This is a genomic window from Actinoplanes sp. NPDC049265, from assembly GCF_043197135.1.
GTDB lineage: Bacteria > Actinomycetota > Actinomycetes > Mycobacteriales > Micromonosporaceae > Actinoplanes.
In genome coordinates this window covers 99,272-113,432 of the sequence record NZ_JBICSP010000024.1, presented here as the reverse complement: position 1 = coordinate 113,432, position 14,161 = coordinate 99,272, and the positions used below count along the sequence as shown (strand labels likewise).

Sequence of the window (14,161 nt, the reverse complement as noted above, 5' to 3'; positions counted from 1 at the left end):
GCGGCCTGACGCAGTAGAAGTTCAGGTTGTCCGCTCGGTCCGCCAGCCGGTGAGGATGGCCTGGAGGGCGCGCTCGGCCAGGCGCTGGGCGCGCACTCCGCCGACGGTGTCGAGGTGGCCGAGGGAGGCGATGCCGTAGACCGTGCCCCAGACGATCTCGCTCGCTTCCTCGAGGTCGGTCAGCCGCACGCCGCGGGCGCCGGCCCAGGTGGTGAGCAGGTCTTTGAGGACGTCGACGGCCGGTTCGGCGGCCTGGCGGCGCCGGTGGGCGTCGACGCCGGCGCCGTTCATGATCTCGAAGAGGTGGGGGTGCTCGCCGGCGAACCGGACGTACTCGGCGGCGATCCGGAGCAGGCGCCGGTCGATGTCCGGTTCCTCGGCGGCCGTCCGGAACTCGTCCAGCATCAGCCGGTGGCCGTAGGCGACCAGTTCCAGCACGAGCGCCTCCTTGTTGGCGAAGTGCTGGTAGACGACGGGCGCGGTGTATTCGACGTCGGTGGCGATGCGCCGGATGGTCAGCGCGGCGGCGCCCTCGGTCTCGAGGACGTGCAGGGCGGCCTCGATGATCCGTTCCCGGGAGCTCGCCCGTTCGCGGCCCTGTCGTCTGCTGATCGGCATGTTCCCGGACCTTAGCCGTCGCCTTGACGGTCCCGCGCGGCGGAGCTAACTTAACAGCGTTAGGAATCTAACAACGTTAAGTTAGCGAGTGTGGTCATGTCTGAGCATGTCGTCGTCGGCGCCGGTTCGATCGGCACGAACGTCGCCCTCCGGCTCGCCGGGCGCGGTGAGACCGTACGGATCGTCACGCGCAGCGGCTCCGGGCCGGAACATCCGCTGATCGAGCGGGTCGCCGCCGACGCCTCCGACCCGGCCCGGCTGACCGAGCTGGCCCGCGGCGCCGCCGTCATCTACCACTGCGCGAACCCGCCCACGTACCCGACCTGGGAACGCCTGTTGCCACCCCTGCAGACAGCGATGATCGCCGCCGCCCGGGCCACCGATGCCGTCCTGGCCCTCACCGGCAGCCTCTACGCGTACGGCCCGCAGCCCGGCGGCCGGATGGACGAGCACACCCCGCCGGCCGCCACCGATCACAAGGGCCGGCTGCGGAAACGCCTGTGGGACCAGGCCCGCACGTCCGGCGTCCGGACCGTCGAGGTCCGCGGCTCCCACTTCATCGGCAATAACGCGGCCAGCTTCCACTCCCTGATAATCGCGCCGGCGCTGAAGAAGGGCGGCACCGCCTGGGTCCCGGCCGACCTGGACGCGCCGCACAGCTTCACCTTCAACGGCGACATGGCGCGGGCCCTCATCACGCTGGCCGGCGACGACCGCGCGTGGGGCCGGCCGTGGCACGTGCCGTCCCCGCCCGCCGTCAGCGTCCGCGAGCTGGTCCGCCGCTACGACACCGCCGCCGGCCGGCCACCGACCAGACTGATCCCGGTGCCGCGCTTCGTCATGCGTCTGGCCGGACTGGTTGTGCCCATCGCCCGCGAGACGGCCCAGATCGACTACCAGTGGTACGCGCCGTACGTCATGGACGCGACCGAAACGGCCGCCACCTTCGGCCTGACCGCCACCGACCTCGACACCGCCGTCAGCGACGAGGTCGGAGTAAAGGTGTAGGACCCACCGACAACGCACCCGTGTCGCAACTCACGTTCGGCTTGAAAAAGCGCGGAAGAGGCCGATGGCAGGCTCAGTCGAGAGGAGCAACCGTGCCCACCCTGAGCCCCGCCGCACCCGCCCCGCTGCGCCCGCCCACCGCCACCTGCATCGTCGTGGTCGACGACGACGAGGACATCCGGGAACTGGTCGCGTTCAAGCTGCGCGCCGCCGGCTACCGGACGCTGACCGCCGCGGACGGCGACGCCGGCCTCGAACTGGCCCTACGCGAACGCCCCGACCTGATGATCCTCGACGTGTCGATGCCGGGCATGGACGGGCTGGCCGTGTGCGGCCAGGTGCACCGCAAGGCCGAGATGGCCGACCTGCCGGTGCTGATCCTCAGCGCCCGGGCCATGCCCTACGACATCGACCTGGGCCTGGCCGTCGGCGCCGACGACTACATGACCAAGCCGTTCAGCCCGGCCGAACTCCTCAGCCGGGTCGACGCGCTGCTCGCCGGCAACCGCCGTTAGGCCAGTCCCGCCACTTCCCCAAAACCGGTGCTCATTCAAGCATCCTGTCCGGGACTCGACTCTTTCGTTGCCCCGGCCGCGCGAACCGGGCGAGAGTGAATGAAATCCATCGATTCAAGTGGGGAGGGTACGGCGATGAACGGCAACGGGCTGGGCGGTATCTGATCCGGAGGAGCGCCCGGCGGCGGACGGGCGCGCGACCGGGTCAGAACCGGGTGAGCAGTTCCTCGACCGTGGTGGCGGGACTGTCGCAGACGAATCCACGACACACGTACGCGGTGGTCACACCGCCCCGCAGCGGCCGATCGGCCAGCAGCGGGACGCCGGGACGATCCGGTTCGCCGGCCACGAGCACGGCACCGGGCGGGGCGTGTTTCAGCGCCGCGGCGAGCAGTTCCGCATCCTCGGACAAGGCGATGGCGATCTCGTACGGGCCGGAGAGGGCCGCCTCGGCCACCATGGCGGCGTACCCGGCGAACCGAGGGTGACCACCGATCAGCGGGCCCACCGTCTCGAGGGCCGCGTCGGCAGCGGCCCGGTATCGCTCCTCGCCACTGAGCGCGGCGTACGCGACCAGCGCCGCGCAGATCGCCGACAGCCCCGACGGGGTCGCGTTGTCGGTCGGGTCGGCGGGCCGGGTGACCAGGCGTTCGGCGTCGTCGGCGGTGTCGTAGAACCCGCCCTCGCCGGTGCCGAAGTGCTCCAGCGCCACGTCCAGCAGCGCCCGCGCCCGGGTCAGCCACACGCCGTCGCCGGTGAGCTGGTGCACCGCGCAGAACGCCTCGGCCACGCAGCCGTAGTCGTCCAGCACCCCCACCGGCGCGCCGGCGACACCGTCCCGGGAGGCCCGCCGCAGCCGCCCGTCGACCACATGCCGCTCGGCGAGCACCTCGGCCAGGGCGACCGCGGCATCAGTGTGATCGCCGGTGAGCTGCGCGTATTCGGCCAGCGCGGTGATCGCCAGGCCGTTCCAGGAGGCGACCACCTTGTCGTCGCGGGCCGGCTGGGGCCGCTCGCCCCGTTTGGCCAGCAGAACCCGCCGGACCGCCCGCCACCTCTCGACGACGGCCGGGTCGGCGTCGTCGACGTCCCGGGCCAGCACCAGCACACTCTGGCCGTGTTCGAACGTGCCGCCGGCCGTGACCCCGAACAGGTCGGCCGCCCAGGCGCCGTCGGCGTCGCCCAGCGCCTCGGTCAGCTGCGCCGGCGTCCACGCATAGGTCAGCCCCTCGACGCCGTCGGTGTCCGCGTCCAGCGCCGACGCCAGCCCACCGTGGGTCGTGGCCAGATCACGCAGGAGGAAGGCGGCGGTCTCATCCGCGACGCGCCGCGCCAGCTTGTCGTCGGTCAGGCGCCAGAGCTGGGTGTACGCGCGGAGCAGCAGCGCGTTGTCGTACAGCATCTTCTCGAAGTGCGGCACCGTCCACGTGGCGTCCACCGCGTACCGCGCGAACCCGCCGCCGAGCTGGTCGTAGATCCCACCGCGAGCCATCTGCTCGGCGGTGTGCCGGACCACCTCCAGCGTCCGCTCGTCGCCGGTCCGCTGATAGCCGCGCAGCAGGAACAGCATGTTCATGTGCGGCGGAAACTTGGGCGCCCCACCGAACCCGCCGCGCACCGTGTCATGGTCCATGACCAGCCGTTCCACCGCCTGATCGAGCAGTTCGACCGAGATCGGCGCGGTGGGCCCGCCGACCAGCTGTGCGCCCCCGATGGCCTCCACCACCGCCGCGCCCTGTTTGAGAACCTGCTCCCGCTGGTCCCGCCAGGCCGTCCCGACCGACTCCAGCAGCCGCACGAAGTTCGCCTTGGGGAAGTACGTCCCGCAGAAGAACGGCTCCCCTTCCGGGGTGGCGAACACGGTCATCGGCCAGCCACCCTGCCCGGTCATCGCCTGCGTGGCCGTCATGTAAACGGCGTCGACGTCGGGCCGCTCCTCCCGATCAACTTTGATCGCCACGAACCCGTCATTGATCACCTTGGCGACGCCGTCATCCTCGAACGACTCGTGAGCCATCACATGACACCAGTGACAGCTCGAATACCCCACCGACACCAGAACCGGGACGTCTCGCCGCCGCGCCTCCTCGAACGCTTCCGGGCACCACGGCCACCAGTCCACCGGGTTCTCGGCGTGCTGGAGCAGATACGGCGAGGTCACAGCACCCAGTCGGTTCACGTTGACCAGCCTTCCACATTCGGAACGGCCGCCCGATTCGCGTACGTCCTTCACTCATCGGCCGTCACGTGATCGATACGAATCACTTCTCTCTGGGTGCCACCGCGACCTTGAAGCGCTTGCCCGGGTTAGGGCCCGGTGTCGCGGTGATCCGCAGCGGCTGCCCGGGGCGCGGTAGCTTGACGGTCAGCTGTCTGACCAGCGTCGCCACCGTCGCGACGGCGAGCACCTCGGTCATCCCGGCACCGAGGCAGGTGTGACCGCCCACCGAAAACGGCGCGTACACCGAAGCCTTGCGCGCCGCTGCGAAATCACGGTCGATGTCGAACCGCTCAGGCGCGGGGAAGTGCTCCGGCAGCATGTGCGGCACCGATGCGGCCACGATGACCCGGCGGCCCGGCGCGATACGGAAACCCTCGAAGTCGAAGGCCTTTGTCACCGTACGTGCGGAGCCTGGCGCCGGCGGGTAGACGCGCAACGTCTCGAGCACCAGCCCCTGCAGCGCCGGCATGTCGCGCAGCCGCTCGAAGGTGAGGGGTCCCCCGGCGTCGGCCTCGGCGCGTACGCGCTCCAGCACCTCGGGGTGCCGCAGCAATGCGTACAGCATGAAGCTGTAGAGATAGGCGACGGTGTTGATGCCGGCGAAGTAGCCCTGCAACGCCATCCCCGCCCGCACCTCCACCGGATACGGCTGCCCGTTCTCGTCCGTCGCGGCGAGCGCCCGGTCGAGCAGGTCGGCGGGTCCCCCGGTCGGATGTTGGGCGCGCTGCTCCAGCGACTCCCGGGCGAAGGACAGGATCTCGGCCCGGGCCCGCCGGTGGGCCGGCCGGCGCAGCACCGCGCGCGGCCACTTTCCGGTGATGGTGGCGTCCAGGACCAGCTCGAACGCTGACCGCAGCTGCTCGAACCGGGCCGCCGAGCTCGCCCCGGTGAACGCGATCGAGAGCTGATCGGCGGCGAGACGCTGGAACCGGTCGACCACCGGCAGGGCGGGGTCGCCCTCCCATGACCGCAGGGTGCGGTCGGTGACCGCCATGACGTCGTCCCAGCGCGCGGCGAGCAGGTCCCGGGACACGCCGGACGCCAGTTGCTTGCGCAGGTGCCGGTGCGGGCGCCCGCGCAGCACGTGCACCCGCATGTTGAACTGCTGATCCAGCCCGCCGAAACTCTCCTCGCTGGTGAACACCGCCTCGCCGTGCTCGATCAGGAATCGGTTGGCGCGCTCGCCGGCCATGATGACGAACGACTGGTTCAGAGCGCGGACCTGGAAGACCGGGCCCATTCTGCGATATGTGTCCACCAGGAAACCCTGGACGTCGCCCATCATCCGAAGCGCGTTGCCGAGCAGCGGGATCCCGGGCACCGCGGGCGGTGGCGCGAGTTGGTCGACGGCCATGGGGGGCTCCTTACCTCGGGGATCAGCGAAGCCAGTGCAGAGTGTCGTCCGGAGGGATGCGGTCCCGGGCGTCCGGCCGCTCCGCCGTGCCCCGGCCGATCACGTCCGTGCCGGCCGGGGTGACCAGGGAACGGTCGAAAGTAAGGACGATCAACTCGTGGTCGTCGCTGAGATGGGTCACCCGCCACCGGCTCGACAGCGGGCCGAGCAGCCCGGTGCCTCGCCACGTGAACCGGCCCGATGCGGCGTCGAAGCGGTCCACCCCGGTGATCCGCCGGGTGGCGCCCGCCTTGGTCCGGTAGCTGACCTCGTCGCTGAGGACGAGCGGCGAGCCGGGCAGCAGTCCGTACGTGAAACAGGGGTTGACCCGTCGCCCGGTCAGCCACATCGGGAACGTCGTCGCCAGCACCCGCCATTGCCCCGGCAGGGTCTCGCGCAGCACGTCGGCATCGATCATCGGGGGAATGCCTCGGCTCTCCGCATCCGCAGAAACATCGCGATCGCCCCGAGCAGCCAGGGCAGGTAGGCCCCGAGCACGACACCGAAGTGCGGGCTGGCCGAGACGCCGAACCGCTGCTCCATCAGGATGATCAGCACGTTGGACGCCATCATGCCGGCCCAGATCAGGGCCGGCACCCGGATCCAGGACCGCGACCGGACGAACGCGTAGACGGCGGCCAGATAGAACGGGCCGAAGAGCAGAACGTCGATCCAGATGGTCATCTGCCAGAACGCCGGCCGGGCCATCAGCAGCGGGTCGAACGACCGTCCGTACCAGTGGATGAAGTCGACGACGGCCGGCGGCGGCCAAAGTGGATAGCTGAACCGATCCGGATCAGAGATGACCAGCTGCTCTATGTCGATCGTGTAGGTGACGACGACCGCGTTGAACACATAGAACACCACGAACAGCAGGTCGATCGGCCGTTTGCGCAACGGCACCGGGGGCAAGGGTTCCATCCCCGTCGATCTTAAGCATCTTTCCCGAGCAGGTCCATCGCCTGCCGTCGGCCCGGGGCGCCGGCGAACGCGACGCCGCACGCATCGGCTACGTCCGGGCGAGGGACAGCAATGCCGCGAATCCCATCCGGGTGAGGAAATCGTCCGCCTCGGCGTGTGCGGCGTTGGTGACGGCCTCGACGTTCGACCGGGTGAAGTCGACGACCGATCGGAAGGGCTTCTTGCCGGGCGGGAACACATCGAGCTCGGCGACGTCGAGCCGCAACCCGTCGCGGCGTCGGACCTCGGCGATTTCGGCGGCCACCGCGGCGTTGCGGCCGGTGAGATCCCGCATTCCGGCGAAGACGTGATGGCCGGCGCGGGCGAGGGCTTCGGCGGTCAGCCGGCCGATACCGGTCGATGCTCCGGTGACGAGAACGACGCTCATGAGGTGATTCCTTCGTCGATGGGAAGCTTGCCCGTGGTCAGCCAGAGCGCGGCCTCAGCCTTGAGTTTCCGCTCCGGTTCGCTGCCCCTGGTCGGAAAGACGTTCGCGACCGGGAAGCCGCTGGCCTCGAGGAGGTAGGCCAGAGCGGCGTACTCAGGGGGAAAGGTGTCGAACGCCGTACGATCGACGGGGGTTTCGGCGGCGACCGGGAAATTGAAGGTGCTGAAGTCGTACACGCTCTTGCGGTCGACGATGCCCCAGCGGCCGGCCCTGCGCTCGATGCAGTCGACGAAGGCCGGCCATCAAGGCGCCGATATCGTACGCGTCCTGCGGTCCGAGGCGGTCATTGTTACTCCCATCGAACGGTGTCTGCTCGGCCCGGAGGGCATCAGCGGGTCATGGACCTAGTCAACGGGTGCCGCGGCCCGCGTAGAAGGACACGCGCTGCCGCTGAATGACAGATCGTGGCTAGCTCGTCGGGCTGCGCTGTAGTCCTCTATCGAGACATCCAAATAGGGAGGGGAAGGGCGTCCGTGGCGCGTTCCTTCGGCCGGCCTGGTTAGCCTGACGCGCCCGCGCGCGACGGTGTGACCGCTGCGCGTATTCCCTCACCCCCACGAGGAAGCGTCCGCATGAATGAACACCGTCGACGGCGACCCCCGGCGCGTCGGGCCGGTCTGCTGTCGTTGCTGGCCCTGCCCCTGCTCGTTCTCACCACAGCGGCCGGGGTCCCGCAGCACCCTGTCGCCGCACCGATGCCCAGTGAGTCCAAAGGAGAGGAGCCCGGCGGTCCGGATGCCGGTGATGTGATCCCGGGCCGCTACATCGTCACCGTCAAGGCGAGCGCCGCTGACAAGATCCGGTCGGACGCTCGCGATCTGGCCGCTGACTATGACGGCCGGCTCGGCGATGTCTGGACCGCGGCGTTGCACGGCTTCTCGATGCAGCTGTCGGCCGCACATGCGGGCCGGCTCGGCCGAGACCCGCGTGTCGTGTCCGTACGGCCGGATGTGGTGGTCACTACCGCCGGCACGCAGAGCGATCCGTCCTGGAGTCTGGACCGGATCGATCAGCCGGCTGGTCCCCTCAGCGGCACCTACGACTACGACAACGACGGGTCGGGTGCGCACATCTACGTGTTCGACTCCGGCGTACGTACCACGCACGAGGAGTTCGCCGGCCGGATCGGTGCTGGTCCGCCCGGCACCGATCACAACGATTGCGGCGGGCACGGCACGGCCGTGGCGGGTGCCGCCGCGGGCACGGTCTACGGGGTGGCGAAGAAGGCGGTCGTGCACCCGGTCCGCGTGATCGGTTGCGATGGTGCGGGCGCCGCCGCGGACGCGCTGACCGCCATCGACTGGGTCACCGGCAGCGCGCCCCGTCCGGCCGTGGTGAACATGAGCTGGATCACGGGCCCGCAGGACAGCCTGGACAATGCGATCCGCGCGTCGATCGCGGCCGGAATCACGTACGTCGTAGCGGCCGGGAACGACAACTACGGCGGTTGCACGAATTCGCCTCAGCGAGTCGCCGAGGCGATAGTGGTCGGCGCCGTCGACGACCGGGACCGGCGTGCTGGATTCTCCAACTTCGGACCGTGTGTGGATCTGTTCGCACCGGGCACCGACATCACGAGCTCCCACTGGGACAGCGACGACGCGATCGGCGCGGCCGGCGGCACGTCCCTGGCGGCACCGATCGTGACCGGTGCGGCTGCCGTCTATCTGGCCGCGCATCCGTCGGCCACCCCCGTTGAGGTCCGGGATGCGCTGGTCGGCTGCGCTACGGCCGGTGTGATCTCCGACCCGGGCACCGGATCGCCGGACCGCCTGCTGAACACGCGCTGCGGCGGCCCTGTGGTCACCAACCCGGGCCAGCAGTACACGGCGGTCGGCCAGTCCGTGACATTGAAGAAGATCGGCGCACCGGCGGGGACCCGGTTCAGCGCTACCGGCCTGCCCGACGGCCTGTCGATCAACCCCACGACCGGCGTGGTCAGTGGCGTCAGCAGTTCCGGAGGACAGAGCGTCACTCAAGTCACCGGGACCGACACCGACGGTGCCAGCACCGTTATCTCGTTCCGCTGGAACGTCGTGCTCGGCCGCGGCCGGATCACCGGGCCGGATTCGCTCTGTGTGACCAGCCGGGGTCCGGAGACCAACGACGATCATCCGATCGTGCTGTTCACGTGTCAGGTCGACGATCGGGAGAATCGTTTCACCCTGCGGCCCGATGGCCGCTTCGAGGTGAAGGGCACGTGCATGACCGCGGGCTCGCCGGTGGTCCAGCGATCCTGTGACGGTTCGGCCGAGCAGGTATGGAGCGCGCGGAGCTCCGGTGAGATCGTCAACCCGGCCAGCGGTCGTTGCTTGACCGCCGCATCGGCCGACTGGGATGCCGCGCTGTCGCTGACCGCCTGTGCGGCCGGTCCGTTGCAACTCTTCCGGGCACCGTCCGGCTTGGACCAGGATCGGATCTCGGTCGAGAATCCGCGCTTCCAGGGAACGCTCAAGGGCACTGCGATCCGCAAGCGCTTGTTCGCCTCGAACCTGGACACGACGCAGCGGCTCACCTGGGCCGCCACCGGTCTGCCGGCCGGCCTCTCGATCGACGCCACGACCGGGATGATCAGCGGCACGGCGACCACGACGCAGACGTCGCAGGCCACGATCACCGTGACGAACGAGACCGGTCAGACGACGACCGAGTCCTTCACCTGGCAGGTCGGCGACGGCCGGATCCTCGGACTGAACGGCTACTGCGCCGACTCGACCGATGCCAGCGATGCCGACGGCAACCCGATCCAGCTCTTCGACTGCGGCACCAGCAACGCACAGCTGTGGACGGTCCGCCCCGACGGCCGCCTCGAAGTGCTCGGCAAATGCATGACCGTGGCCGGCGACGACGTCTCGATCGTGCTGAACGCCTGCGACACCGCGGCCGCTCAGGTCTGGGCCGTCTCCGGCAGCACGGTACGGCACACCCTGACCGGGAAATGCCTCACCGCGCCCACCGCCGACCGCAACGTGAAGCTCACCATCACCGCCTGCGGTGACGGTGCCGGTCAGGTCTGGAATCTGCCGACCGCCCCGGTCGTGCTCGACGCCGTCACCAAGCGGAAGTGGACGACTTCCACCCCGCCGGTGCTCGACGTCACCGCCCGATCGGCCAAGCCCATCAGCCGGTACACGGCCACCGGCCTACCGGCCGGCCTGACGATGAACCCGTCGAACGGCCAGCTGTCGGGCACACCCACGGCCGTCGGATCCGGCGAGACCGTCGTGACGGTGACCGACGCGGCCGGTGACAGCGGCGCTACCGCGTTCCAGTGGTCGGTGTTCCACGGCCAGATCCGGAACACGAGTGGCTGGTGCCTGGACAACTCACGCGGCGGGACGTCGGACGGTAACCCCATCCTGGTCTGGTCGTGCAGCGACAGCGACACGCAACTGTGGAAGGTCCGCTCGAACGGCGCGCTGGAGGTGCAGGGCGGCTGCATGGTCGCGTCCACCCTGATCGTGCGCCGAGGCTGCGACGACGCGGCGGACGAGGTCTGGCAGGCGACCGAGAAGGGTGAACTGCGTAACCCGGCCTCCGGCAAATGCCTGAGCGCACCGTCCTTGGCCTACGACGTGCAGTTCACCCTGGCCGACTGCGCGGCGACGGCCCTGCAGATGTGGGCGCTGCCGACCGCACCACGACTGACCACGCCGATCACCCAGCAGTCGGTCATCGGGACCGCCACGTCGCTGACCCTCGGGCTCACCTTCAACGGTGGCGCGAAACCGACCGTCACCGCGACCGGGCTACCGGCCGGTCTGAGCCTTTCCGGCACCACGATCTCCGGCACGCCCACGACCGCGGGAAGGTACCCGGTGTCGGTGCGGGCACAGTCCACGTCGGGCGTCGCCGTCACATCGTTCGATTGGCTGATCATCGCGCCGGGCGCGGCCGGGCTGATCATCCACCCGGCCGGCAATTGCGTCGACCGCGGCGGTCCGAACAACAGCCTGTGGCTGTTCGGCTGCAACTTCACCGGTGCTCAGATGTGGAAGATGCGCGCCGACGACCGGATCGAGGCGTCGGGCACCTGCATGATGCCGCTCGGCGGTGGCACCGCGGCCGGCACACAGATCGGCACCGGTCCTTGTAGCAACACCGACGCCACCCAGACCTGGACCGTCGAGTCCGGGACCGCCCTACGGAACACCGCGGCCGGTTTGTGCCTGACCGCGTCCAGCCCCAACGGGTCGTCGCCCCTCTCTCTCGGCGCCTGCCCCGGAACCACCTGGGCGCTACCCGCCCGCGCCTGACCGTGGTGGCCGGGCCGCATCGAGCGGTCCGGCCACCACGGCATCCGAACGACCGGTCGGCCGTTCCGGCGCAAGGCCGCCCAGACCTGTGCCATATCGGAACCAGCAGGCAACCGCATGGATCGCGCTGTGCGGCGGCCGAAGCGGTACCTCACCGACCCGGCCCACGGCTCCCCGTCAGACGATGGCCAGGCGTTGCCACGGATTCTGGACCTCGAACTGGCCCGCGATGGACAGCAGGAGGGTTTCCGAGTCGGGCGGGCCGACCAGCTGAACCGCCAGCGGCAGGCCGTCGGGGCGGGTGCCGACCGGGACCACGATGGCGGGCAGGCCGGCGAAGTTCCAGGGCGCGTTGAACGGCGCGTACTGGGTGCTGGCCTGCATGCTCTTGCGCCACGAACCGTTGGCCCAGCCGTCGGCCGGTGGGGGCGGGCCGGCCAGGGCGGGGGTGAGGAGGACGTCCACCTTGCGGTCGGCGAAGAACGCGATCGCCCGTTCGCGCCAGGCGTCGCGGTGCTCCTGGCGTACCCATCCTCGCTTGTGCACGAATTTTCCCAGGCGGGCGTGCACGCGGCTGCGGGTCTGGAGGGCCGAACGGTCGACGCCGCTGGCCTCGATCTCGCGATGCGCCGCGGCCAGCCAGGTGGCCACGACCCGCGGGCCGAGGGCCGAGCCATACCTGGGCTCGGCCGTCAGGGTGCTGTGGCCGGCGTCGACCAGCAGTTTGGCCGCGGTGGCGACGGCGTTGCGGTTGGGCTCGTCGGCCTTCGTACCGGCGACGGGCGAGCGCAGCGAGACGCCGACGCGGAGGCGGGACGGCTCGGTCAGTTTCACCGGGCGGCGGCCGGCCAGCACGCTGAACCCGACCGCGGCGTCCCCGACCGTGGTGGTCAGCACGCCGTTCTCGGCCATCCCGAACCAGCCGTCGATGCCCAGGTCGCACGGGATGACGCCGCGCCCGGGCTTGAGACCGACCAGGCCGCAGCAGGCCGCCGGGATGCGGATCGAGCCGAGGCCGTCGTTGGCGGTGGCCATCGGGACCAGGCCGGAGGCGACCGCGGCGGCGGAGCCACCGGACGAGCCGCCGGGCGTACGGTCCAGCGACCACGGGTTGCGGGTGGCGAACTCACCGTCGTCGGTGAACGGCCACAGGCCCATCTCGGGCATCCGGGTCACACCGACGACGACCGCGCCGGCGCCACGGAGCCGGCGGACCACCTCGTGGTCCTCCTCGGCGACGTCGGCGGTGCGGGCGGCGGCCGAGCCGTTCCAGGTCGGCAGGCCTGCCACCGCGGTGTTCTCCTTGACCGCCACCGGCACCCCGGCCAACGGAAGGTTGGAGAGGTCGTCCTGGTCGTCGACCTTCTCCGCCTCGGTCATCGCCTCGCCGCCCCGGATCACCCGGAAGGCGTGCAGTTCCGGATCGCTGATCGCGATCTGTTCCAGATGATCGGCGACCACCTGGGTGGCCGAGGTGTCGCCGCGGCGCACGGCCCGCGCTATCTGTTTCGCGGTGGCGCCCACCAATGTGGTCGGTACGTGTTCCATCGCGTATCCCGTTCTCGGCGGAATGAGGCTTTATACGCTCAGGGCCTGCTCCAGATCGGCGAGCAGATCCTCCAGCGTCTCGATGCCGACAGACAGTCGCACGAGATCCGCGGGGACTTCAAGCGCCGAGCCCGCGGCGGAAAGATGTGTCATCTGTCCCGGGTGCTCGATCAACGACTCGACACCGCCCAGCGACTCGGCCAGAACGAACAGCTTCGCCCGGTTGCACACGTCGATGGCCTGCTCACGGCCACCGGCGACGCGGAACGACACCATTCCGCCGAAGCGCCGCATCTGCTTGGCGGCGGTTTCGTGTCCGGGATGCGACTCCAGACCGGGGTACAGGACTTCCGCGACCTTGCGGTGGGAGAGGAGGTACTGCGCGATCCGCTCGGCGTTGTCACAGTGCCGATCCATGCGTACGCCCAGAGTCTTGATGCCGCGCATGGTCAGCCAGGCGTCGAACGGGCCGGTGACGGCGCCCATCGCGTTCTGGTAGAAGGCCAGTTCCTCGCCCAGCCCGTCGGTCGCCGTGACCAGCGCGCCACCGATCACGTCGGAGTGCCCGCCCAGATATTTGGTGGTCGAGTGCACGACCACGTCGGCGCCCAGCGCGAGCGGCTGCTGCAGGTAGGGCGAGGCGAACGTGTTGTCGACCACGAGCATGGCGTCGTACTCGTGGGCCAGGCCGGCCAGCGCGGCGATGTCGGCCACGTTGAGCAGCGGGTTGGTCGGCGTCTCGGCCCAGATCAGCCGGGTGTGGCCGGGGCGGAAGGCGGCCCGGACCGCGTCCAGGTCGTCGAGCGGCACCGCGGTCCAGTCCAGGCCCCAGTTCTCGGCGACCTTGGCGAAGAGGCGATAGGTCCCGCCGTACGCGTCACCCGGGATCACCACGTGGTCACCCGGCCGGCAGACCGCCCGCAGCAGGGTGTCCTCGGCGGCCAGCCCGCTGGCGAAGGCCAGGCCGCGGCGGCCGCCCTCGAGCGCGGCCAGGCACTCCTGCAGCGCGTCGCGGGTCGGGTTGCCGGAGCGGCTGTACTCGTACCCGAGCCGCGGGGCACCGACGGCGTCCTGCGCGTACGTGCTGGTCTGATATATCGGCGGAACGACCGCCCCGGTCCGCGGATCGGGTTCCTGCCCGGCGTGGATGGCGAGGGTGTCGAATCCGTGCTGATCGGCGCTCATCCCGGCAAG

Annotated in this window: 12 protein-coding genes; 3 read left to right on the top strand and 9 right to left on the bottom strand. The window is 70.1% G+C overall.

Annotation, left to right across the window (positions count from 1 at the left end; all coding sequences use genetic code 11):
• Positions 1–21 precede the first annotated feature (21 nt).
• Positions 22–618 (bottom strand): TetR/AcrR family transcriptional regulator, encoded by a 597-nt coding sequence (locus ACGFIO_RS38320; RefSeq protein WP_392834643.1) that lies wholly within the window; start codon positions 616–618, stop codon positions 22–24.
• 96 nt (positions 619–714) lie between these two features.
• On the opposite strand from ACGFIO_RS38320, the gene ACGFIO_RS38315 reads away from it, so the two are divergent.
• Positions 715–1,626, top strand: a complete 912-nt coding sequence (locus tag ACGFIO_RS38315; protein ID WP_392834641.1) for an NAD-dependent epimerase/dehydratase family protein — start codon at positions 715–717, stop codon at positions 1,624–1,626.
• A 92-nt stretch (positions 1,627–1,718) separates the two neighbouring features.
• On the top strand, positions 1,719–2,141 hold the full coding sequence (locus tag ACGFIO_RS38310; RefSeq protein ID WP_392834639.1) for a response regulator transcription factor: 423 nt from the start codon (positions 1,719–1,721) through the stop codon (positions 2,139–2,141).
• A gap of 205 nt (positions 2,142–2,346) precedes the next feature.
• On the opposite strand, the gene ACGFIO_RS38305 is transcribed toward ACGFIO_RS38310, so the two are convergent.
• The 6 genes from ACGFIO_RS38305 to ACGFIO_RS38280 all read right to left on the bottom strand — a co-directional run bounded on the left by ACGFIO_RS38305 (position 2,347) and on the right by ACGFIO_RS38280 (position 7,339).
• Positions 2,347–4,320 (bottom strand): thioredoxin domain-containing protein, encoded by a 1,974-nt coding sequence (locus ACGFIO_RS38305; protein WP_392834637.1) that lies wholly within the window; start codon positions 4,318–4,320, stop codon positions 2,347–2,349.
• A gap of 82 nt (positions 4,321–4,402) precedes the next feature.
• Positions 4,403–5,716 carry a cytochrome P450 gene (locus ACGFIO_RS38300; RefSeq protein WP_392834634.1) on the bottom strand — a complete coding sequence of 438 codons (1,314 nt, stop codon included), beginning with the start codon at positions 5,714–5,716 and terminating at the stop codon, positions 4,403–4,405.
• Between the two features lie 22 nt (positions 5,717–5,738).
• A complete protein-coding gene (locus ACGFIO_RS38295; protein ID WP_392834632.1) occupies positions 5,739–6,173 on the bottom strand; it encodes a hypothetical protein in 435 nt (144 codons plus the stop codon).
• Complete coding sequence (locus ACGFIO_RS38290) at positions 6,170–6,676, bottom strand: EXPERA domain-containing protein (protein ID WP_392834630.1); 507 nt, start codon at positions 6,674–6,676, stop codon at positions 6,170–6,172. The genes ACGFIO_RS38295 and ACGFIO_RS38290 overlap by 4 nt, the downstream gene beginning before the upstream one ends.
• An 88-nt stretch (positions 6,677–6,764) precedes the next feature.
• Positions 6,765–7,103: an SDR family NAD(P)-dependent oxidoreductase gene (locus tag ACGFIO_RS38285; RefSeq protein WP_392834627.1), complete on the bottom strand. Its 339-nt coding sequence runs from the start codon at positions 7,101–7,103 to the stop codon at positions 6,765–6,767.
• Positions 7,100–7,339, bottom strand: coding sequence for a hypothetical protein (locus tag ACGFIO_RS38280; protein WP_392834624.1), 240 nt, complete (start codon positions 7,337–7,339; stop codon positions 7,100–7,102). Before ACGFIO_RS38280 ends, ACGFIO_RS38285 begins: the two co-directional genes overlap by 4 nt.
• 396 nt (positions 7,340–7,735) lie before the next feature.
• Here ACGFIO_RS38280 and ACGFIO_RS38275 point away from each other — a divergent pair, with 396 nt between their 5' ends.
• The gene (locus ACGFIO_RS38275) at positions 7,736–11,419 is read left to right on the top strand and encodes a ricin-type beta-trefoil lectin domain protein (RefSeq protein WP_392834622.1); all 3,684 of its coding nucleotides are present in this window, start codon (positions 7,736–7,738) and stop codon (positions 11,417–11,419) included.
• Between the two features lie 177 nt (positions 11,420–11,596).
• Here ACGFIO_RS38275 and ACGFIO_RS38270 read toward each other — a convergent pair whose 3' ends face one another.
• The gene (locus ACGFIO_RS38270) at positions 11,597–12,967 is read right to left on the bottom strand and encodes an amidase (protein WP_392834619.1); all 1,371 of its coding nucleotides are present in this window, start codon (positions 12,965–12,967) and stop codon (positions 11,597–11,599) included.
• 30 nt (positions 12,968–12,997) lie between these two features.
• A complete protein-coding gene (locus ACGFIO_RS38265) occupies positions 12,998–14,152 on the bottom strand; it encodes a cystathionine gamma-synthase (RefSeq protein ID WP_392834617.1) in 1,155 nt (384 codons plus the stop codon).
• Positions 14,153–14,161: the final 9 nt, after the last annotated feature.

Coding starts and splice junctions, on each gene's coding strand:
- ACGFIO_RS38290 (WP_392834630.1), bottom strand. CDS start 6,676: ATGGAACCCTTGCCCCCGGTGCCGTTGCGCAAACGGCCGATCGACCTG.
- ACGFIO_RS38300 (WP_392834634.1), bottom strand. CDS start 5,716: ATGGCCGTCGACCAACTCGCGCCACCGCCCGCGGTGCCCGGGATCCCG.
- ACGFIO_RS38265 (WP_392834617.1), bottom strand. CDS start 14,152: ATGAGCGCCGATCAGCACGGATTCGACACCCTCGCCATCCACGCCGGG.
- ACGFIO_RS38285 (WP_392834627.1), bottom strand. CDS start 7,103: ATGAGCGTCGTTCTCGTCACCGGAGCATCGACCGGTATCGGCCGGCTG.
- ACGFIO_RS38270 (WP_392834619.1), bottom strand. CDS start 12,967: ATGGAACACGTACCGACCACATTGGTGGGCGCCACCGCGAAACAGATA.
- ACGFIO_RS38275 (WP_392834622.1), top strand. CDS start 7,736: ATGAATGAACACCGTCGACGGCGACCCCCGGCGCGTCGGGCCGGTCTG.
- ACGFIO_RS38295 (WP_392834632.1), bottom strand. CDS start 6,173: ATGATCGATGCCGACGTGCTGCGCGAGACCCTGCCGGGGCAATGGCGG.
- ACGFIO_RS38315 (WP_392834641.1), top strand. CDS start 715: ATGTCTGAGCATGTCGTCGTCGGCGCCGGTTCGATCGGCACGAACGTC.
- ACGFIO_RS38320 (WP_392834643.1), bottom strand. CDS start 618: ATGCCGATCAGCAGACGACAGGGCCGCGAACGGGCGAGCTCCCGGGAA.